The following is a 20,780-nucleotide window of genomic DNA, read 5'->3' on the forward strand; positions in this document are numbered from 1 at the left end:
CCCGTCACGGTTGAATTCTCTCGCTGCTGACGTGCACATACAGCGCCCTCCCGGCACCAAGACCGGCGAGTATCGCACCCAGGCCGATGACGCCGAAGATCCAGCCCACCGCCGTCCAGCCACCGGTCCAGTCATGCACGAGACCGACCGCGAACGGCCCCATGGACGCCAGGGTGTAACCAAAACCCTGGGCCATGCTCGACAGGTTCGCCGCCACGTGGGAATCCCGCGAGCGCAGCACGATCAGGGTCAATGCCAGGCTGAACGTGGCACCCTGCCCCAGCCCCAGCACGATTGCCCAGCCCCACAAGCCTTCGATCGGCGCATACAGGCAACCGAACAGACCACCGAGGGTCAGGACCATCACGATCACGATCGCCAGGCGCTGGTCCTTGCCACGTGTAGCCAGCCATGGCGCGGCGAGTGAGCTGACCAGTTGCACGATCACCGAACCCGACAGCACCAGCCCGGCCTGGGTCGGAGTCAGGCCGCGACCGATCAGGATCGACGGCAACCAGCCGAACACGATGTAGGCCAGGGAAGATTGCAACCCCATGTACAAGGTCACCTGCCAGGCCAGCGGATCGCGCAGCAAGCCTCGAACGCGATAGGCAACGTTGTGCGCGCCGTGTTTCTGGCCGACTTGCGGCAGCCAGAACAGCGCCGCCGCCAATGCCGGAATAACCCAGAAGCCGAGGCCCAACGCCCAGCTGTTGTCGAAGTGCTCGCTCAGGGGCACGGTCGCGCCCGCCGCCATCGCCGCGCCCAGGCACAGGGCCATGGTGTAGACGCCGGTCATGGTCCCGGCCTGTTTCGGGAAATCGCGCTTGACGATGCCTGGCAGCAACACACCGATCACGCCGATGCTGGCACCGGCCAGCACACTGCCGGCAAACAGGCCGATCCCACCGAATGAACTGCGCAGGATGATCCCGCCAGCCAGGGTCAGAAGAATGCCCAGCACCACCCGTTCAGCCCCAAAGCGTCTGGCCAGCAGCGGTGCCAAGGGCGCAAACAGGCCAAGGCAAAGCACCGGCAACGTGGTCAGCAATCCTGCCGCAGACGCCGACAAGCCGAGGGACTTCGAGACCTCGCTGAGCATCGGTGCCATGCTCGACAGCGCCGGGCGCAGGTTCAGCGCCACCAGAATCAGGCCCAGCAGCAACAGCCACGGCCGGCGCAGAACCGGGTGGGTTTGCTGGACTTGTTCGTCATCGGCCTCGGCGTCGATCAGCAGCTCTTCCAGCTCTGCCGAACGTTTTGCGCCTGTGGATAAATCACCGCGCGGTATCGACTTCTCGGTTTCAAGGTTCATTGATCAATTGCCTCGACAGGGATTTGGCCCGCTCCGGGTCGCGCTGTTCGACGGCATCGAGCAATTCGATATGCAGGTCGAACACTTCCTGGCGGCGCGGGACGATGCTCAGGGTCTGGCGCAACTGCGCGCCGACGATGCTGGAGAAGTAGCGGTACAACTCGCTGAGTGTCGGGTTGTGCGCGGCGTCCACCAGACGGCGGTGGAACACCAGATCGCAGGCGATGTAGGTGTCGAGATCGCCATGGTAGTGACTGCCGCTGACACCCAGCGCCTCGCGCAATGCCACCAGGTCTTCATCGGTGCGGCGCATGGCTGCCAGGCCGATGGCCTCGACTTCAAGGATGTGTCGGGTTTCCCGGGCCTGCTCAAGGGAGCAACGGGACAGCGCCTTCAGGGTATCGAGCGGATCGACCACCGCCCGCACATAACTGCCGTCGCCCTGGCGGATTTCGATCAACCCGGAAAACGCCAACACGCGCATGGCTTCACGCACGGTGTTGCGGCTGATGCCCAGTTCCGCCGACAACTCGGGCTCGGTGGGCAAACGTTGGCCAACGACCCAGATGCCCTGGTTGATACGCTGGCGCAGTTGGTCCAGGGCCTGATCGACCAGGGATCGTTTTACCAGGGGAGCTATTTCTGACATGGAATTCACCCTCTCATCCAATCATAGGATGAATTTTCTGACATGTTAGTCAGCTTCAACAACCCACACAACCCCCTGTAGGAGCTGCCGAAGGCTCGGGCCGCGTTCGGACGATCTTTTGATCTTGTCTTTAAAAAACAAATCAAAAGATCGCAGCCTTCGGCAGCTCCTACAGGGATGTGCACAAAATCGCGGGCAAAAATAAACCCGGAACTCAGTCCGGGTTTATTTCAGTGCCTGGGTTCGATCAATGCAGGATCTGGCTCAGGAACAGCTTGGTGCGATCATTCTGTGGGTGATCGAAGAAGTCGTTCGGCGCGGCCTGTTCGACGATTTCACCCTTGTCCATGAAGATCACGCGGTTGGCCACGGTGCGGGCGAAGCCCATTTCGTGGGTCACGCAGAGCATGGTCATGCCGTCTTCGGCCAGGCCGATCATGGTGTCCAGTACCTCTTTCACCATCTCCGGGTCGAGGGCCGACGTCGGCTCGTCGAACAGCATGATTTTCGGTTTCATGCACAGCGCGCGGGCGATCGCCACACGCTGTTGCTGACCGCCGGACAACTGCCCCGGGTATTTATGCGCCTGCTCCGGAATGCGTACGCGTTCCAGGTAGTGCATGGCGATTTCCTCGGCCTTGCGCTTGGGCATCTTGCGCACCCACATCGGCGCCAACGTGCAGTTCTGCAGGATGGTCAGGTGCGGGAACAGGTTGAAATGCTGGAACACCATGCCGACTTCGCGGCGGATCGCTTCGATCTGCTTGAGGTCGTTGGTCAGTTCCACGCCATCGACCACGATGCGGCCCTGCTGGTGTTCTTCCAGACGGTTGAGGCAGCGGATAGTGGTGGACTTGCCGGAACCCGACGGGCCGCACAACACGATACGCTCGCCCTGCTTGACGTTGAGGTTGATGTCTTTCAGCACGTGGAACTGGCCGTACCACTTGTTCACGCCCTGCATCTGAATAATGCCTTCAGGGCTCACAGGCTTTTTATTTGCTTCGCTCATAAAAGAACTCCTAACGCTTGTGGCCTGTGTCGAGCTTGCGTTCCAGATGCATGGAATAGCGCGACATACCAAAACAGAAAATCCAGAACACCAGGGCAGCGAACACATAGCCTTCGGTGGCCATGCCCAGCCACTTCGGATCGGCGGCGGCTTGCTTGACGCTGTTGAGCAGGTCGAACAGGCCGATGATGATCACAAGGCTGGTGTCCTTGAACAGCGCGATGAAGGTGTTGACGATGCCGGGGATCACCAGCTTCAGGGCTTGCGGCAGAATCACCAGGCCCATGCTGCGCCAGTAGCCCAGCCCCATCGCTGCAGCCGCTTCGTACTGCCCCTTGGGAATCGCTTGCAGGCCACCGCGCACCACTTCGGCCACATAGGCCGACTGGAACAGGATCACGCCGATCAGGGCCCGCAGCAGCTTGTCGAAGTTCATGCCTTCAGGCAGGAACAGCGGCAACATCACCGAGGACATGAACAGCACCGTGATCAATGGCACGCCGCGCCAGAACTCGATGAAGGTCACGCAGACCACCCGAATCGCCGGCATGTTGGAACGACGCCCCAGCGCCAGGACAATCCCCAGCGGCAGCGCACCGGCGATGCCGACGGTGGCGATCACCAGGGTCAGCATCAGGCCGCCCCACTGGCTGGTCGCTACCTGGGTCAGGCCGAAGATGCCGCCGTGCAACAGGAAGTAGGCAATGATCGGGTACAACACCAGGAAGCTCAGGCCATACACCGCTTTACGATGAAAGCGCGAGATGAACAACGGTGCCACGCCGATGACCGCCAGCCACACGGTCAGATCCACGCGCCAGCGCAGTTCCGGCGGGTAGTAGCCGTACATGAATTGGCCGAAGCGCTGCTGGATGAACACCCAGCAGGCGCCCTCCTTGGTGCAGTCGGCGCGGGTCGTGCCCACCCAGTTGGCGTCGAGGATGGCCCACTGCAGGATCGGCGGCACCACCAGGTAGATGAGGTAGAACGCAAACAGGGTCAGCAGGGTATTGAGCCAGCTGGAGAACATGTTCGCGCGCATCCACGCCACCACACCGATGCTGCTGCTCGGTGGGGGCATGTCGGGTTTGAAAGTATGAGTGCTCATGCGCTTTTCCTTACCGCTCGATCAGCGCAATGCGCTTGTTGTACCAGTTCATCAGCAGGGAAATGCTGATACTGATCGCCAGGTACACGCTCATGGTGATAGCAATCACCTCGATCGCCTGGCCGGTCTGGTTGAGCACGGTTCCGGCGAACAGCGAGACCATTTCCGGATAACCGATACCGGCCGCCAGCGAGGAGTTCTTCGCCAGGTTCAGGTATTGGCTGGTCAGCGGTGGAATGATCACGCGCAGGGCTTGCGGGATGATCACCTTGCGCAAGGTCGGGCCGTTGCGCAGGCCGAGGGAATGCGCCGCTTCGGTCTGGCCGTGGCTGACCGACTTGATGCCCGAGCGCACGATCTCGGCGATGAACGCCGCGGTGTACACAGTCAGGGCCAGTGTCAGCGCCAGCAGTTCCGGGATCAGCACCCAGCCACCGACGAAGTTGAAGCCTTGCAGCTTCGGCATTTCCCAGTGCAGCGGCGCACCGAAGATCAGTGCGCACAAGGCCGGGATCACCAGGAACAGCGCCAGGCCGGTCCAGAACTTGTGGAACGGCACGCCGGTTTCTTCGAAACGCTTGGTGGCCCAGCGACTCATCAGCACGATGGCGACAATAGCCACCACGACGCTGGCCACAAACGGCCAGAAACCGTCCGCCATCAACGCCGCCGGCATGTTCAGGCCACGGCTGCTGACAAAGAAGGTGTCGCCGAAATTGTGACTGTTGCGCGGCCCCGGCATGGTCAAGAACACCGCGAAGTACCAGAACAGGATCTGCAGCAGCGGCGGAATGTTGCGGAAGACTTCCACATACACCGTCGCCAGCTTGGCGATGATCCAGTTCTTCGACAGCCGCGCCACACCCACGATGAAACCCAGGATCGTCGCCAGGATCACGCCGATGAAGGTCACCAGCAGGGTGTTGAGCAGGCCGATGACAAACACCCGGGCGTATGTGTCCGCTTCGGTGTAGTCAATCAGGTGTTGAGCGATGCCGAAACCGGCACTGCGCTCCAGAAAGTCGAAACCGGAGGTAATGCCCCGGTGCTGCAGGTTGGTCTGGGTGTTATCGAACAGATACCAGCCCAGCGAGACCACCCCGATAATCGTGATGATCTGGAATACCCACGCGCGCACTCGTGGATCGCTGAGGCTGAGCCTCTGCTTTGGTGCGCCGATTGAATTTTGCATGAAGTGCCCCGGAAATAATGGAACAGAACATCACCCGGTGGTTGGCCCACCGGGTGATAGAACCATCAGCGCACTGGTGGTGCGTATTGAATGCCGCCAGCGTTCCACAGAGCGTTCAGTCCGCGGTCGATTTCCAGCGGAGTGCTCTTGCCGAGGTTTTTCTCGAACACTTCGCCGTAGTTACCCACTTGCTTGACGATCTGCACGACCCAGTCTTTCTTCACTTTCAGGTCTTTGCCGTATTCACCGTCGGTACCCAGCAGACGGGCAACATCAGGGTTCTTGGTGCCCTTGGCTTCGGCTTCGACGTTCTTCGAAGTGATGCCGGCTTCTTCAGCGTTGAGCATGGCGTAGCCAGTCCAGCGCACGATGGCCAGCCACTCGTCGTCGCCATTACGCACGACCGGGCCCAGAGGTTCCTTGGAAATGGTTTCCGGCAGAACCACGTAGTCCTTCGGCGAAGCCAGCTTGCTGCGCTGGGCGAACAGCTGGGATTTGTCGGAGGTCAGTACGTCGCAACGACCGGATTCCAGCGACTTGGCGCTTTCGTCGGAGGTGTCGAAGGTGATCGGGGTGTATTTCAGGCCGTTGCCGCGGAAGTAGTCGGAAACGTTCAGTTCGGTGGTAGTACCGGCCTGGATGCAGATGGTTGCGCCGTCCAGCTCTTTAGCGCTTTTCACGCCCAGCTTGTTGTTTACCAGAAAGCCGATGCCGTCGTAGTAGGTGATGAAGCCTGGGAATTTCAGGCCCATGCCCGCGTCACGGGAGCTGGTCATGGTGGTGTTGCGCGACAGAATGTCGATTTCGCCGGACTGCAGCGCGGTGAAGCGCTCCTTGGCGTTCAACTGGCTGAACTTGACCTTGGTCGCGTCGCCGAAGACAGCCGCCGCCACTGCACGGCAGTAGTCAGCATCGATACCGACGATCTTGCCGGTGGAATCCGGAACCGAGAAGCCTGGCAGGCCATCGCTGACGCCACACTGCACGAAACCTTTCTTCATCACTGCATCCAGGGTTGCACCCGCCTGGGCAAACCCGCTGACACCGAGTACCGCGGCTGCAGTCACGATAGCCAGGGTGGATTTCAACATCTTCATTCAAACCTCCAGTTTTGCTCTTGTTGTGTCGGAGCGTGAGTCCTGTCGCACCCTTTTGAGGCGTAGTCGACCCGTGTTGGCTTGTTTTGGGGTCAACCGACGTAAGACGTTAGCTATGAGTCTAGTAGGAGAAAATCCACGTCATGGAAAACTCACTCTCACCAGTCGGCCGAACGGGCTGTAGCCCTTTCACGTTCGCGAAGCCCCGTATCGGCCTGTGGCGAACATCCATCACCGGATTCTTTTCAATCCCACTAACAACCTTGGCCTGATAGTGTTACCGACAGGCGTAGGATTTTTCATACAGAGTTCGCCATAGCAAAGCCCGTACCAGACCGCTCGCCGAAGCGGTTCAGCTGCAGGTCAATAGCAAAACTTGTAACCTTGCGACATCTTCGTAACTGATCAACCAGACACGCACTCAGCCCTCGCACTCAATGAGAGCGCACGCACACTTTTGGAGCAGCCATGACCACCCCCTTGATTCTTGAACCCGTCAAGACCGCAGACGCCTGCGTTATCTGGCTGCACGGCCTGGGTGCCGATCGCTACGACTTCCTGCCAGTGGCCGAAGCCCTGCAGGAATCCCTGTTGAGCACTCGCTTTGTTTTGCCCCAGGCGCCGAGCCGTGCCGTCACCATCAACGGCGGATACGAGATGCCGAGCTGGTACGACATATTGGCCATGAGCCCCGCGCGCGCGATCAACCGCGAGCAACTGGAGGAGTCTGCCAACTGGATCATCGAACTGATCGAATTGCAGAAGGCCAGCGGAATAGACGCCTCGCGGATTTTTCTGGCCGGTTTTTCCCAGGGCGGTGCCGTGGTGTTCCACACCGCGTTTCTGAAGTGGCAGGGACCGCTGGGAGGCGTCGTTGCCCTTTCTACTTATGCACCGACCTTCAGTGACGATCTGGAACTGTCCGCCAGCCAGCAGCGCATTCCGGTACTGTCGATGCACGGCCAATACGACGATGTGGTGCAGAACTCGATGGGACGCAGCGCCTACGAGCACTTGAAGCATCGTGGTGTCACCGTGACATGGCAGGAATACCCAATGGGCCACGAAGTGTTACCCGAGGAAATTCGCGACATCGGCACCTGGCTCACCGAGCGCTTGCGTTAACCCTTCAGGTTCCTTTCTTTGTTTAAAAGGCCCCTTTGATCCATCCCACTACGCCGCGCCCGATTCTTGCATTACACTGGCCGGCGTACATTCCTTAACCAATTGATGAGATGACCGTGCTCAAAGCACTCAAGAAAATGTTCGGTAAAAGCGAGACTGAGCAACTCGCGCCAGTCCCCAGCGCTCCGTCTCACGCTCCCAGCCACCGCACCGACGGTAATCAGCCTGAACGGGCCGCCACCACCGCGGCACCCAAGCATGAGCCGAAGCCCGCACCCGCTGCCCAGCCTGTGGCGGTAGCAGCCCCGGAACAGCCGCTCAGCGAAACGCCGAAACCCGCCAAACCGCGCCGCGAACCCAAGCCCAAGGCGCCGGTCATCCCATGGAAACTCGAAGACTTCGTTGTCGAGCCCCAGGAAGGCAAAACCCGCTTCCACGATTTCAAGCTGGCCCCTGAACTGATGCACGCCATCCAGGACCTGGGCTTCCCGTATTGCACGCCGATCCAGGCACAGGTGCTGGGTTTCACCCTCGCCGGCAAAGACGCCATCGGCCGCGCCCAGACCGGTACCGGCAAAACCGCTGCGTTCCTGATCTCGATCATCACCCAGTTGCTGCAAACCCCGCCGCCGAAAGAGCGCTACATGGGTGAGCCACGGGCGCTGATCATCGCGCCGACCCGCGAACTGGTGGTGCAGATCGCCAAGGACGCCGCCGACCTGACCAAGTACACCGGCCTCAACGTCATGACCTTCGTCGGCGGCATGGACTTCGACAAGCAGCTCAAGCACCTCGAAGCCCGCCACTGCGACATCCTGGTGGCCACGCCGGGCCGCCTGCTGGACTTCAACCAGCGCGGCGACGTGCACCTGGACATGGTCGAAGTGATGGTGCTGGACGAAGCCGACCGCATGCTCGACATGGGCTTCATCCCGCAAGTGCGCCAGATCATTCGCCAGACGCCGCCCAAGGCCGAGCGCCAGACGCTGCTGTTCTCCGCGACCTTCACCGAAGACGTGATGAACCTGGCCAAGCAATGGACCACCGACCCTGCCATCGTCGAAATCGAAGTCACCAACGTGGCCAACGAAAACGTCGAGCAGCACATCTACGCCGTGGCCGCTGCCGACAAATACAAACTGCTCTACAACCTGGTCAACGACAATGGCTGGGAACGGGTGATCGTGTTCGCCAACCGCAAGGATGAAGTGCGGCGCATCGAAGAACGCCTGGTGCGCGACGGCATCAACGCCGCGCAACTGTCCGGTGACGTGCCGCAGCACAAGCGCATCAAGACCCTCGAAGGCTTCCGCGAAGGCAAGATCCGCGTCCTGGTCGCCACCGACGTGGCCGGTCGCGGTATCCACATCGACGGCATCAGCCACGTGATCAACTTTACCCTGCCGGAAGTACCGGACGACTACGTGCACCGCATCGGACGGACTGGTCGTGCTGGCGCCGACGGTGTGTCCATCAGCTTTGCCGGTGAAGACGACTCCTACCAGTTACCGTCCATCGAGGAAAAACTGGGGCGCAAGATCAGCTGTGAAACACCACCGACGCATCTGTTGCGGGCGGTTGAGCGCAAGCGTCCGCACTAAACGACGCTGAAAAGACAAGCGCAGCCGGAAACGGACTGCGCTTTTTTTTCGCCCGGATATTGTGAGATACAACTAAAAGTCCATAATAGACAAATTAGTTTACTTCCAGCCCCGGAGCCGACCATGTCCAATACGCCCCAAGTGATCAACCAGAACCAGGCTCGCGAGTTGCTGGCACAGGTCGACGTGCCGCAGATCCTGCGCAAAATGTTCCGTGACCTGGCGGCCGGGCAAGCCGTGCAACCGGCACAGCAACTGGTGGAATTTCCCCAGGGCGCCGGCGACTTCATCAACTACCTGGGGGTGTTGGCCGAAGACGGCGTGTACGGCATCAAGACTTCGCCGTACATCGTCCGTGAGCAGGGCCCCTTGGTGACCGCGTGGACTGTGCTGATGTCGATGCAGACCGGCCAGCCGCTGTTGCTGTGCGACGCGGGCGAACTGACCACCGCACGCACCGCCGCGACCACCGCCGTGGCGGTCGATGCCCTCGCGCCGCTGACTGCCAATCGCCTGGCCATCATCGGCAGCGGCAAAGTGGCCCAGGCGCACCTGCATTACGTCAAAGACCTGCGCGACTGGCAGAGCATCAGCCTGTACGCGCCGAACCTGAACGATGACGCTCAAACCGTGAGCCTGCTGAAAAACATCGAGCCACGCCTGAACATCGTCGAGAGTCGCGAAGCTGCCGTGCAGGACGCCGACGTGATCATGCTCTGCACCTCATCCGCAGGTCCGGTGATCGATCCGTCGAGCTTGCGCAAACCGGCGCTGATCACCTCCATCAGCACCAACGCCCCGCGTGCCCACGAAGTGCCGCCGCAAAGCCTCAATGCCATGCAGGTGTTCTGCGACTATCGCCTGACCACTCCGGGCGCGGCCGGTGAAATGCTGATCGCCGGCGAACAACACGGCTGGGACAAGGGCGCGATCGTCGGCGACCTGCCGGACCTGCTCAGCGAAAAAGTCCAGCGCCCCGGTTACGATCGACATGTGTTTTTCCGCTCCATCGGCCTGGGCCTGGAAGACATTGCGCTGGCCAACGCCATCTACCGCCTTCAGCCCTGACCCACACCCAACCCACGCCCCAACCTGTAGGAGCTGACGAGTGAAACGAGGCTGCGATCTTTGAAAAGGCAAAATCAAAAGATCGCAGCCTCGTTTCACTCGTCAGCTCCTACAGGGGGATTCGACAATATTTGTGCTCTCGGGAGACGTTCATGAGCCAGGCAGATTTCATCATCATCGGCGGCGGTATCGCCGGCGCTTCCACCGGTTTCTGGCTGTCGCAGCATGGCCGTGTGATCGTACTCGAACGCGAATCCCATCCGGCCTACCATTCCACCGGACGTTCGGCGGCGCTCTACACCGCCGCCTACGGCACCCCGCAGGTTCGCGCATTGACCCTGGCCAGCCGGGACTTTTTCGACAATCCGCCCAGCGGCTTCTGCGAACACCCGCTGCTGACGCCACGCGGCGAAATGACCGTGGACTTCACCGGCGACCCGGACGAACTGAACAGGCAATACCTGAGCGCGAAAGCCACGGTGCCGGAGATGCAATTGCTCAGTACCGACGAGGCCTGCGCGCTGGTACCGATCCTGCGCCGGGAAAAAGTCCACGGCGCGATCTACGACCCGACCGCCACCGACATCGACACCGATGCCCTGCATCAGGGATACCTGCGCGGCATCCGCCGCAATCAGGGCGAAGTCCACACCGACAGCGAAGTCGTCAGCCTGAGCCGCGATGACCAGGGCACATGGCACGTCCAGACCGGAACTCAGACGTTCAGCGCTCCGGTCATCATCAACGCCGCCGGCGCCTGGGCCGACAAGATCGGCGAACTGGCCGGCGCCAGCCCCCTGGGCCTGCAACCGAAACGCCGTGCCGCGTTCATCTTCGCCGGCCCGGAGGGCGTGGACATCCATCATTGGCCAATGCTGGTCAGCCTCGACGAATCCTTCTACATGAAACCCGACGCCGGGATGTTCCTCGGTTCGCCGGCCAACGCCGACCCGGTGGAACCCCATGACGTACAGCCTGAAGAGCTGGACATCGCCATGGGCATCTACCAGATCGAAGAAGCCACGACCCTGACCATTCGCCGCCCGACCCGCACCTGGGCCGGCCTGCGCAGCTTCGTCAGCGACGGCGATTTGCTGTCCGGTTTCGATCCACAGGTGCCTGGGCTGTTCTGGGTCGCGGCGCAAGGCGGGTATGGCATCCAGACTTCGCCGGCCATGGGCCAGGCCAGCGCGGCACTGGTGCGCGGCGCCGCACTGCCCGAGTCGCTCGGCCGTTTCGGCCTGAATGCCGACATGCTCTCCCCTGCCCGCCTCGGCTGAGCCTGATCCTCAGGTGACGTGCCCCCACGATTACGGCACACTTTCAGCGCCCCTTTGATGGGGCGCTGACGCTGCCTGGAGTTCCACTGTATGAACGCCCCCGAAAAAGACTCGGCCCTGGACGACACGTCCCTGGATAACTTCCACGCGATCGCCGACGCCATCGCCACGTTGTTTTTCCCCCACGCCGAAGTGGTGCTGCATGACCTGCGCACGCAAAAGGTCGACTACATCGCCAACAACCTGTCCAAGCGGGAAATCGGCGACGACTCGGCGCTGGAAGACATGCTCAGCGACGATGCCAGCGAACGAAACATCGGGCCGTACGAAAAGCTCAATTGGGATGGCCAGAAGATTCGCAGCCTCAGCACGGTACTGCGCGACAGCGAAGGTCATCCGCTGGCGGTGCTGTGCATCAACCTGAATATTTCGCTGTTCGAGAATGCCAAGGCCGCTTTGGACCTGTTCCTGTCGCCGACCAAACTGATCCCGCAACCGGATGCACTGTTCCGCGATGACTGGCAGGAACGGATCAACACCTTCCTCCACGCCTGGCTGCGCGAACGTCAGTTGAGCCTGAACCTGCTGACCCGCGACCACAAGCGCGAGCTGGTGCTGGCGTTGCACGCCGAAGGCGCGTTCAAGGGCAAAAGCGCATCGAACTATGTGGCGAATGTGCTGAACATGGGGCGGGCGACGGTGTACAAGCATTTGAAGGAAATGAAGGGCTGAAAATCAAAGGATCGCAGGCTTCGCCAGCTCCTACAGGAACGCATTCCCCTGTAGGAGCTGGCGAAGCCTGCGATCTTTTTAATCAGTCGCCGTAGATGTCCGACTTGAAGTACTTGTCCGAAATCTTCTGGTACTCACCACTGGCACGAATGCCATCAATGGCCGTGTTCAGCTCGCTGACCAACTCGGTGTTGCCCTTGCGCACGGCAATCCCCGCCCCCTCGCCCACATACTTCGGATCTTTCAGCTCAGGCCCGACAAAGGCGTAACCCTTGCCACGCGGCATCGACAGGAAGTCATTCAATGGAATGGTGTCGGCAAAAATCGCGTCGAGGCGACCGGCTGCCAGGTCCATGTAGATTTCTTCGTTATTGCTGTAGCGCTTGACGTTGATGCCCTTGGGCTCGAACACCTCGGTGGCGTAACGGTCGGTGGTGGTGGCGCGCTGCACGCCGATGGTCTTGCCCTTGAGGCTGGCGTACTGGTCATCCACCACCGCGCCGTCCTTCATCACCAGGCGCGACGAAGTGAAATAGTACTTGTGGGTGAAGTCCACCGACTTCTTGCGGTCTTCGTTGATGGTCATGGACGACAGCGCCATGTCGATTTTCTTCACCTTCAGGGAAGGAATCAGACCGTCGAACTCGCCTTCGACCCACACACACTTGACCTTCATCTGGGCGCACAGGGCATTGCCGATGTCATAGTCGAAACCGACGATCTCGCCTTTGTCGGTTTTCGAAGCGAACGGTGGATACGCGGCTTCGATGCCGATGCGCAGGGTTTTCTCGGCGGCGAACACAGAACTGCACGCCAACAGGCTCAGGGCCAGACCGGTGATGAGGGGGAACTTCTTCATGTTCGTTTTCTCGCGGTTGTTGTTGGTTTGGCAAGACAGAAGAAAAAGCTGAAACGGGATGGAAACCTTTTTTGTACTTATAATTCCATCTTGGACTTTTATGTATTGTCCGTCAATCGGGCAAATGCAGACCGTGCCGGCCGATGGTCGGGTGGTGAATCCAGGAGTGATTGGTTGAATCGAAAGGCCTCATCGCGAGCAAGCTCGCTCCCACAGGATCTTCGTCGTACACAAAATTCATGTTCGACCAGATCCACTGTGGGAGCGAGCTTGCTCGCGATGACTGACTAAAGAACGCAGAAGGAACTACTGCTTCCAGCGATCCGCCGCCGCATGATCACTGTCACGCCCTTCCACCCAACGCGGCCCGTCGCTGGTGTTTTCTTTCTTCCAGAAGGGCGCGCGGGTTTTCAGGTAATCCATGACAAAGGCGCAGGCGTCGAATGCCGCCTGGCGATGAGCGCTGGCCGCGCCGACGAAGACAATCGGCTCGCCCGGCTCCAGGGCGCCGATGCGGTGCAGCACTTCCAGCTTGAGCAACGGCCAGCGCTGCTCGGCCTCGACGGCGATCTTGCCCAGGGCCTTTTCAGTCATACCGGGATAGTGTTCGAGGAACATCCCGGCGACGTCCAGGCCGTCATTGAAGTCGCGCACATAGCCGACAAAGCTCACCACCGCACCCACACCGACATTGGCGTCGTGCATGGCGTTGACCTCGGCGCCCGGATCGAACGGCGTGGACTGCACGCGAATGGCCATGGTTCAGCCTCCGGTCACAGTCGGAAAGAACGCCACTTCATCACCCTCGCTGACCGGCTCGTCGAGCTGGCAGAGGTCTTCGTTGCGGGCGCACATCAGGTTCTGCTCGCTCAATACCTCGGCACCGTCACGCTGGGCCAGCAGCGCGCGGACATCGTCGACGGTGGCGAAGTTGCCTTCAACCTTCACCGAGTCCAGCCCCAGCGCTTCACGATAACGGGCGAAAAACTTCACGGTCACGTTCATGGCTGCTCCGCCTGGAAATGTCCGCTCTTGCCGCCGACCTTCTCCAGCAGACGCACACTTTCGATGGTCATGCCACGGTCCACGGCCTTGCACATGTCGTAGATGGTCAGCGCGGCGACACTGGCGGCGGTCAGGGCCTCCATCTCGACGCCGGTCTGCCCGGACAGCTTGCAGCGCGCCACGATGCGTACCGAATCGTCGCCTTCGGCACTGAGCTCGACCTTGACGCCGGTCAGCATCAGCGGATGGCACAAGGGAATCAGATCGCTGGTTTTCTTCGCCGCCTGGATGCCGGCAATGCGCGCCACGGCAAACACATCCCCCTTGGGGTGGCCGCCGCTGACGATCATCTGCAGGGTCTCGGGCAGCATGCGCACCAGCGCTTGGGCCGTCGCCTCACGGAACGTCACGGCTTTTTCAGTGACGTCGACCATGTTGGCGCGACCTTGGGAATCGAGATGAGTCAGCACGGGATTACTCCTGATCAGGAGCGTCGATTGTAAACCTGTGGGTCAATTTTTCGCACGCACGATTATCGGATGTGCCCCCTGTAGGAGCTGCCGAAGGCTGCGATCTTTTGATCTTGCCCTTGAAAGCAAAATCAAAAGATCGCAGCCTTCGGCAGCTCCTACAGGGATTGTTGTTCGCCATAAAAAACCGGGCGGCTTTTGAGGCCGCCCGGTTTCGATGAAGCGATTACAAGTGCGATTCGGCGTATTCGGCCAGGATCGAACGTGGCACCCCTTGCAGGGTGATGTGCACCCCGTTCGGGAAGTCCTTGAAACGTTCAGTGAGGTAGGTCAGCCCGGAGCTGGTCGCGGACAGGTAAGGGGTGTCGATCTGTGCCAGGTTGCCCAGGCACACCACTTTGGAACCGGCGCCGGCACGGGTGATGATGGTTTTCATCTGGTGCGGCGTGAGGTTCTGGCATTCGTCGATCAAAATCAGGCTCTGCTGGAAGCTGCGGCCCCGGATGTAGTTGAGGGATTTGAACTGCAACGGCACTTTGCTGAGGATGTAGTCGACGCTGCCATGGGTGCTTTCGTCATCCATGTGCAAGGCTTCGAGGTTGTCGGTGATGGCGCCCAGCCATGGCTCCATTTTTTCCGCCTCGGTGCCGGGCAGGAAGCCGATTTCCTGGTCCAGGCCCTGCACGCTGCGGGTGGCGATGATGCGGCGATAACGTTTGCTGACCATGGTCTGCTCGATCGCAGCAGCCAGCGCCAGGATGGTTTTACCCGAGCCCGCGGCACCCGACAGGTTGACCAGGTGGATGTCCGGATCGAGCAAGGCGTACAACGCCAGGCTCTGATAGATATCACGCGGCTTCAGGCCCCAGGCCTCCTGGTGCAGCAGCGGTTCCTGGTGCAGGTCGAGGATCAGCAAGCGGTCCTCTTCGATCTCCTTGATCCAGCCGACAAAGCCCTGTTCATCAATGATGAACTCATTGATATGCACCGCTGGCAGGTTGTCGATCAACTGCACCTGATGCCAGGTGCGGCCGTGGTCCTGACGGGTTTCGACCTTGCTCACACGGTCCCAGAAAGAGCCGGTCATATTGTGGTAGCCATTGGGCAGCAAGGACACGTCATCGACCAGTTGGTCGGTGCTGTAATCCTCGGCCGCGATCCCGCAGGCGCGCGCCTTGAGGCGCATGTTGATGTCTTTGGTGACCAGCACCACGGGCTTTTTCGGGTCGCGTGTGTGCAGATCGATCAGTTGATTGATGATTTTGTTGTCATTCAGGTGCTCGGGCAGAATCAGGTTCGGCTCGGCATGCTTGCTCATCAGAATTGACAGCAAACCCTTGGGTCCGCTTTTGCCACGCTGGATCGGCACACCCTGCTCGACATCCTCGGGTGAGGCATCGCCCAGAGTCTTGTCGATCAGGCGGATGGCCTGGCGGCATTCGGCGGCTACGCTGTGATGCCCGCTCTTGAGCTTGTCGAGCTCTTCAAGCACGGTCATCGGGATCGCGACGTGGTGTTCTTCGAAGTTGAGCAGCGCGTTTGGATCGTGAATCAATACGTTGGTATCGAGTACATAAAGGATTGGCTGGTTGGAAGAAGAGCTACGTCCGTGATCATCCATACTCGGTCACCTTTGTGGGAGCCATTCGACGCAATACCTTGACGGTGCTGCGCCTCGAAGTGACTGCCGAATACACCTGCGGGGACTCAAGTGTTCTGCATACATGCGGGGTCTTGGAAGACGCCACCTGTGTTGCAGGTTTCGGCGGTCTGTCTTCGTAATACTCCAAAACGTGTGACAGAAAAAAGTACTTTGACGCTTTTTTGAAGTTTATTTTGCAGATTGACCAATAGCACTTGGCGGACTGCCATCACCCGTTTAAAGTCGGAAGTCCACCTGCAACGAATCCCCTTCCAAAATCGGCAAAAACCCAATGTTTACTGGGTCTGGCCGTTTCAGCGAAACGCGTCCTGGCAATCCTCCCAACCAATCCCGACCGGCGCCGTTTGCGTGACCAGCCACGGCAACGCCGTTTTCACTGCATCCTGTTTCACATTGAAATTGATGACCCCGTGTCGCCACAGCAGCATCAGGGTCAGCACCCGTTGCGCACTCGGGTCGCCCTTGAGTTTGCCGGCGCCGTCCTGGGCGTCGATGTCCCACAGCGCTACCTGCAAACCCTGAGCCTTGAAGAAACCTTCGGCATCGGAACGGCGCTGGCCATCGGGCGGACGGAACAGAGGCACGAAGTTCTCCGGCAGCTTGCTTTTGACCAGTTCGGCGCTGCGGCGCACCGAGTCCTGCCAGTCCTGCCAGTGACTGTGGGAGCGAAACTCCCAGCCTTGCACGCCGATGCACTGGGTCGAGTAGGTGCCTTGCAGGTGACTCACCGATTGCTCGGCCAAACGGGCCTGGATGTCCTTGCCGAGGACGAAGAACGTCCCGCTCATGTTCGACTTGCGCAGGTACTCGGCGACCCAGGCGGTGTTGTCCGGCGCGGCGTTGGCAGCACTGTCGAAGGTCAGCAGAAACAGCCGGTCGTGCATCCCGTCGCCGGAGCGCTCATAGTCGCCAAAATGATCGACTTCACTGCTGGTTTGCGGGAACAGCGCGGCCTTGCGCAGCTGTTCGTCCAGGTACTGGGTGTGGAACACACGACTCGGCTCGGCCCACTTGATGTAGTAGCTGTCTGTGCTGACCTGGAACTTGGCAGCTTGTTCGCGCAGGGTGGGCATGTCTTCGACCAGAAAACAGAAGGAGGCATCCTGGTCGCAACTCTGTTGGGCGTAGTCGTAGTTGGCCAGCAGCCGTTGCCACAGATGCTGGCGAACCCGGTTGACCGACTCCAGGTTGATGGTGCGCAAGCCCAGGCGCTTGGCCAGGGCGGGTTCGTCCAGCGATTCGCTGGCCAGCAGGACACTGGAAAACATCAGGATCTCGGCCCTCGACGCCACGTCGAACAGCGTTGGACTGACGAGTTTTTCTGGCCAGGTGCTGCGATCAAGCGTCGCCACATCACCCGGTGCCGCGAGGGCAGCGACGCTCAGTAGCCAGATCGAGATGAGAAAAGCGATACGCAATGGGATGTCTCCATAACAAAACCCGCGCGGCACTATAGCTGATCGCGGCCCTCATTCCCGCAGCAACCCCAATCTCCTGTGGGAGCGAGCTTGCTCGCGATGACGGTGCATCAGCCAACATCTTTTCCGAATGTCAGACCGCTATCGCGAGCAAGCTCGCTCCCACAGGGTTTGGTGCAAGGCCACCGGCCATCACCTATTGCCCCGATAGCTGGAGTCAACGCCGACAACCCCCTAGAATCGCGGCCACGATTAAAGGAGACGACTTCATGCTGATGGTGATTTCACCCGCCAAGACCCTCGACTATGAAACACCGCCGGCGACCCAGCGTTTCACTCAGCCGCAGTACCTCGACCACTCCCAGGAGCTGATCCTGCAGTTGCGCGAGTTGTCCCCGGCACAGATCAGCGAATTGATGCACGTTTCCGACAAGATCGGCGGGCTCAACGCCGCGCGTTTCGGCAGCTGGACGCCCGCGTTCACCCCGGAAAACGCCAAGCAGGCGCTGCTGGCCTTCAAGGGCGATGTGTACACCGGCCTGAATGCACAAACCTTCAGCGAAGCCGATTTCGACTATGCCCAGCAGCATCTGCGCATGTTGTCCGGTCTGTACGGCCTGCTGCGGCCACTGGACCTGATGCAACCCTATCGCCTGGAAATGGGCACCCGGCTGGCCAACGCCCGGGGCAAGGACCTGTATGCCTTCTGGGGTACACGCATCAGCGAATGGCTGAACGAAGCCCTGGTCGATCAAGGCGATGACGTGCTGCTCAACCTGGCGTCCAACGAGTACTTCTCGGCAGTCAAGCGCAATGCCTTGAACGCACGCATCATCAATACCGAATTCAAGGACCTGAAGAACGGCCAGTACAAGATCATCAGCTTCTACGCGAAAAAGGCCCGCGGCTTGATGAGCCGCTTCGTCATCGAAGAACGCATCAACGATCCGGCCACCCTCAAGCAATTCGACGTTCAAGGCTATCGCTACAGCGCTGAACAGTCCAAACCGGACAACCTGGTGTTTCTGCGCGATCACGCACCAGAGTGATGCAGCCGGTCGGCGCATGAGTGAAAAACCCCTCATGCGCTGCCCATTGATCGTCCGACAATTCCCCCTCCTGATCGCCAGTCTATTGGCGTCAAAAAACCATCGATCATTTTCCTAACTTTAGTTTCACTCGACTTCAATCATTTTTTTGCGTAGTGGCACTGACTTTTTTTAACAGTAGTGGCAAAAAACTATCCGCCCCAATTATCCGCCTATATATAAAGGGCCAAACGGCAAGTGCTATCAATTTGAGAGCAGTGCCATCTTTCTCAATATTTCAAGAAATTTCAGATTTCACGATGAGCGGACTGGAACTATGTCCAAACGCGCCGCTCATACCACCGGTAACGATTCTCGCCGAACCTGTACGAGATAACTTACGCAGATAAGCGATTCTTGTAGCGAAGTTGCAATACTAACTTGCGCTGACTAATCACTGATTTGAACAACAGCGAGCGGACAGGAGATAACGCGGTATGACTATCCCCTACAAGGCCACGGCAGCGCCCCTATAAACGTGCTCCCCCGAGCACCCAACCGCTTGATCTACGGGCTTTCGGCCTGACATCAAGCGTGCAAGGCCGTTGCACCTGCATCCTTCGGAAGGAGGATCGGCTGCATAACAGGGCAAATCATAACAACAAGGCCTAGTTGCGCACCCCTTGAGTGCATTTATTTAGACACTCGTAACTTATATGCCAGCACAGGGCATTGCCGCGCCTGTAAGGCGCACTTGCGAGTGCACTAAAACACGCTGAACACCATTAACTCCGGCCTTCTAATGGCTTGATCAATACAGAGGTAATTGCGATGCGCATCAGCATATTTGGTTTGGGTTACGTTGGCGCAGTATGTGCCGGTTGCCTGTCTGCACGGGGTCATGACGTCGTTGGCGTCGATGTGGCCAAAGACAAGATCGATATGATCAATGCCGGCAAATCGCCGATTGTTGAACCAGGCCTGGGCGAACTTCTGGCCCAGGGCATCCAGACCGGTCGCCTGCGTGGCACCACAAACTTCGCCGAGGCGATTCGCGACACCGACCTGTCGATGATTTGCGTGGGTACGCCGAGCAAGAAAAACGGCGACCTGGAACTGAACTACATCGAGGCAGTGTGCCGCGAAATCGGTTTTGTCCTGCGTGACAAGACCACCCGCCACACCATCGTCGTGCGCAGCACCGTGTTGCCGGGCACCGTGGCCAACGTGGTCATCCCGATTCTCGAAGACTGCTCCGGCAAGAAGGCCGGTGTCGATTTCGGCGTGGCCGTGAACCCTGAGTTCCTGCGCGAAAGCACCGCCATCGCCGACTACGACCAGCCGCCAATGACCGTCATCGGCGAGTTCGACAAAGCGTCCGGTGACGTTCTGCAATCGCTGTACGAAGAGCTCGACGCGCCGATCATCCGCAAGGACATCGCGGTCGCCGAGATGATCAAGTACACCTGCAACGTGTGGCACGCCACCAAGGTCACCTTCGCCAACGAAATCGGCAACATCGCCAAGGCGGTCGGCGTCGACGGTCGCGAAGTGATGGACGTGGTCTGCCAGGACAAGACCCTCAACCTGTCCCAGTACTACATGCGCCCGGGCTTCGCCTTCGGCGGCTCGTGCCTGCCAAAGGACGTGCGTGCACTGACCTACCGCGCCGGCTCCCTGGACGTGGAAGCGCCATTGCTCAACTCGCTGATGCGCAGCAACGAATCCCAGGTGCAGAACGCTTTCGACATCGTTTCCAGCCACGACAAACGCAAAGTCGCCCTGCTGGGCCTGAGCTTCAAGGCCGGTACCGACGACCTGCGCGAAAGCCCGCTGGTTGACCTGGCGGAAATGCTGATCGGCAAGGGCTACGACCTGAGCATCTACGACAGCAACGTCGAGTACGCCCGTGTTCACGGCGCGAACAAGGACTACATCGAGTCGAAGATCCCGCACGTCTCGTCCTTGCTCAACGCCGACTTCGACGCGGTGATCAACAACTCCGACGTGATCATCCTCGGCAACCGTGACGAGAAATTCCGTGCCCTGGTGCAGGACGTTCCACACGGCAAGCAGGTGATCGACCTGGTGGGCTTCATGTCCAAGGCCACCAGCGTCAAAGGTCGCACCGAAGGCATCTGCTGGTAAACACAGACAC

19 protein-coding genes are annotated in these 20,780 nt (G+C 59.7%); 7 read left to right on the plus strand and 12 right to left on the minus strand.

Annotated features, from left to right (window positions below):
• Window positions 1-4: 4 nt before the first annotated feature.
• The 6 genes from C9422_RS14750 to C9422_RS14775 all read right to left on the minus strand — a co-directional run bounded on the left by C9422_RS14750 (window position 5) and on the right by C9422_RS14775 (window position 6,373).
• Window positions 5-1,315, minus strand: a complete 1,311-nt coding sequence (locus C9422_RS14750; RefSeq protein ID WP_116581151.1) for a CynX/NimT family MFS transporter — start codon at window positions 1,313-1,315, stop codon at window positions 5-7.
• Window positions 1,305-1,964 carry a FadR/GntR family transcriptional regulator gene (locus tag C9422_RS14755; RefSeq protein WP_116581152.1) on the minus strand — a complete coding sequence of 220 codons (660 nt, stop codon included), beginning with the start codon at window positions 1,962-1,964 and terminating at the stop codon, window positions 1,305-1,307. The genes C9422_RS14750 and C9422_RS14755 overlap by 11 nt, the downstream gene beginning before the upstream one ends.
• A gap of 247 nt (window positions 1,965-2,211) precedes the next feature.
• A complete protein-coding gene (locus C9422_RS14760) occupies window positions 2,212-2,976 on the minus strand; it encodes an amino acid ABC transporter ATP-binding protein (RefSeq protein WP_007972685.1) in 765 nt (254 codons plus the stop codon).
• Window positions 2,977-2,986: 10 nt separating this feature from the next.
• Complete coding sequence (locus tag C9422_RS14765; RefSeq protein WP_007972684.1) at window positions 2,987-4,084, minus strand: amino acid ABC transporter permease; 1,098 nt, start codon at window positions 4,082-4,084, stop codon at window positions 2,987-2,989.
• 10 nt (window positions 4,085-4,094) lie between these two features.
• A complete protein-coding gene (locus C9422_RS14770; protein WP_116581153.1) occupies window positions 4,095-5,276 on the minus strand; it encodes an amino acid ABC transporter permease in 1,182 nt (393 codons plus the stop codon).
• A 65-nt stretch (window positions 5,277-5,341) separates the two neighbouring features.
• Window positions 5,342-6,373, minus strand: a complete 1,032-nt coding sequence (locus C9422_RS14775; protein WP_007972676.1) for an amino acid ABC transporter substrate-binding protein — start codon at window positions 6,371-6,373, stop codon at window positions 5,342-5,344.
• A gap of 468 nt (window positions 6,374-6,841) precedes the next feature.
• Here C9422_RS14775 and C9422_RS14780 point away from each other — a divergent pair, with 468 nt between their 5' ends.
• The 5 genes from C9422_RS14780 to C9422_RS14800 all read left to right on the plus strand — a co-directional run bounded on the left by C9422_RS14780 (window position 6,842) and on the right by C9422_RS14800 (window position 12,179).
• Window positions 6,842-7,498: an alpha/beta hydrolase gene (locus C9422_RS14780; RefSeq protein WP_116581154.1), complete on the plus strand. Its 657-nt coding sequence runs from the start codon at window positions 6,842-6,844 to the stop codon at window positions 7,496-7,498.
• Window positions 7,499-7,608: 110 nt separating this feature from the next.
• Window positions 7,609-9,099 (plus strand): ATP-dependent RNA helicase RhlB, encoded by a 1,491-nt coding sequence (rhlB, locus tag C9422_RS14785; RefSeq protein ID WP_116581155.1) that lies wholly within the window; start codon window positions 7,609-7,611, stop codon window positions 9,097-9,099.
• Window positions 9,100-9,222: 123 nt separating this feature from the next.
• Entirely contained in the window at window positions 9,223-10,167 is a 945-nt protein-coding gene (locus tag C9422_RS14790) for an ornithine cyclodeaminase family protein (RefSeq protein WP_116581156.1), read from the plus strand.
• 152 nt (window positions 10,168-10,319) lie between these two features.
• Window positions 10,320-11,447 carry an FAD-binding oxidoreductase gene (locus C9422_RS14795; protein ID WP_116581157.1) on the plus strand — a complete coding sequence of 376 codons (1,128 nt, stop codon included), beginning with the start codon at window positions 10,320-10,322 and terminating at the stop codon, window positions 11,445-11,447.
• 90 nt (window positions 11,448-11,537) lie between these two features.
• Window positions 11,538-12,179 carry a transcriptional regulator gene (locus tag C9422_RS14800; protein ID WP_116581158.1) on the plus strand — a complete coding sequence of 214 codons (642 nt, stop codon included), beginning with the start codon at window positions 11,538-11,540 and terminating at the stop codon, window positions 12,177-12,179.
• An 82-nt stretch (window positions 12,180-12,261) separates the two neighbouring features.
• On the opposite strand, the gene C9422_RS14805 is transcribed toward C9422_RS14800, so the two are convergent.
• The 6 genes from C9422_RS14805 to C9422_RS14830 form a co-directional block, all read right to left on the minus strand.
• The gene (locus C9422_RS14805; protein WP_116581159.1) at window positions 12,262-13,038 is read right to left on the minus strand and encodes an ABC transporter substrate-binding protein; all 777 of its coding nucleotides are present in this window, start codon (window positions 13,036-13,038) and stop codon (window positions 12,262-12,264) included.
• 306 nt (window positions 13,039-13,344) lie between these two features.
• Complete coding sequence (gene moaE, locus C9422_RS14810; RefSeq protein ID WP_007972664.1) at window positions 13,345-13,797, minus strand: molybdopterin synthase catalytic subunit MoaE; 453 nt, start codon at window positions 13,795-13,797, stop codon at window positions 13,345-13,347.
• A gap of 3 nt (window positions 13,798-13,800) precedes the next feature.
• Entirely contained in the window at window positions 13,801-14,043 is a 243-nt protein-coding gene (gene moaD / locus C9422_RS14815) for a molybdopterin converting factor subunit 1 (protein WP_075945584.1), read from the minus strand.
• A complete protein-coding gene (gene moaC / locus C9422_RS14820; RefSeq protein WP_007972660.1) occupies window positions 14,040-14,513 on the minus strand; it encodes a cyclic pyranopterin monophosphate synthase MoaC in 474 nt (157 codons plus the stop codon). Before moaC ends, moaD begins: the two co-directional genes overlap by 4 nt.
• 226 nt (window positions 14,514-14,739) lie before the next feature.
• Window positions 14,740-16,134, minus strand: a complete 1,395-nt coding sequence (locus C9422_RS14825; RefSeq protein ID WP_007972659.1) for a PhoH family protein — start codon at window positions 16,132-16,134, stop codon at window positions 14,740-14,742.
• A gap of 335 nt (window positions 16,135-16,469) precedes the next feature.
• Window positions 16,470-17,594 (minus strand): polysaccharide deacetylase family protein, encoded by a 1,125-nt coding sequence (locus C9422_RS14830; protein WP_116581160.1) that lies wholly within the window; start codon window positions 17,592-17,594, stop codon window positions 16,470-16,472.
• A gap of 269 nt (window positions 17,595-17,863) precedes the next feature.
• On the opposite strand from C9422_RS14830, the gene yaaA reads away from it, so the two are divergent.
• The gene (gene yaaA / locus C9422_RS14840; RefSeq protein ID WP_116581162.1) at window positions 17,864-18,643 is read left to right on the plus strand and encodes a peroxide stress protein YaaA; all 780 of its coding nucleotides are present in this window, start codon (window positions 17,864-17,866) and stop codon (window positions 18,641-18,643) included.
• Between the two features lie 810 nt (window positions 18,644-19,453).
• Window positions 19,454-20,770 carry a nucleotide sugar dehydrogenase gene (locus C9422_RS14845; RefSeq protein ID WP_007972653.1) on the plus strand — a complete coding sequence of 439 codons (1,317 nt, stop codon included), beginning with the start codon at window positions 19,454-19,456 and terminating at the stop codon, window positions 20,768-20,770.
• Window positions 20,771-20,780 lie beyond the last annotated feature (10 nt).

The sequence above is a fragment of the Pseudomonas sp. B1(2018) genome (genome assembly GCF_003097365.1).
Taxonomy (GTDB): Bacteria; Pseudomonadota; Gammaproteobacteria; order Pseudomonadales; family Pseudomonadaceae; genus Aquipseudomonas; species Aquipseudomonas laurylsulfatiphila.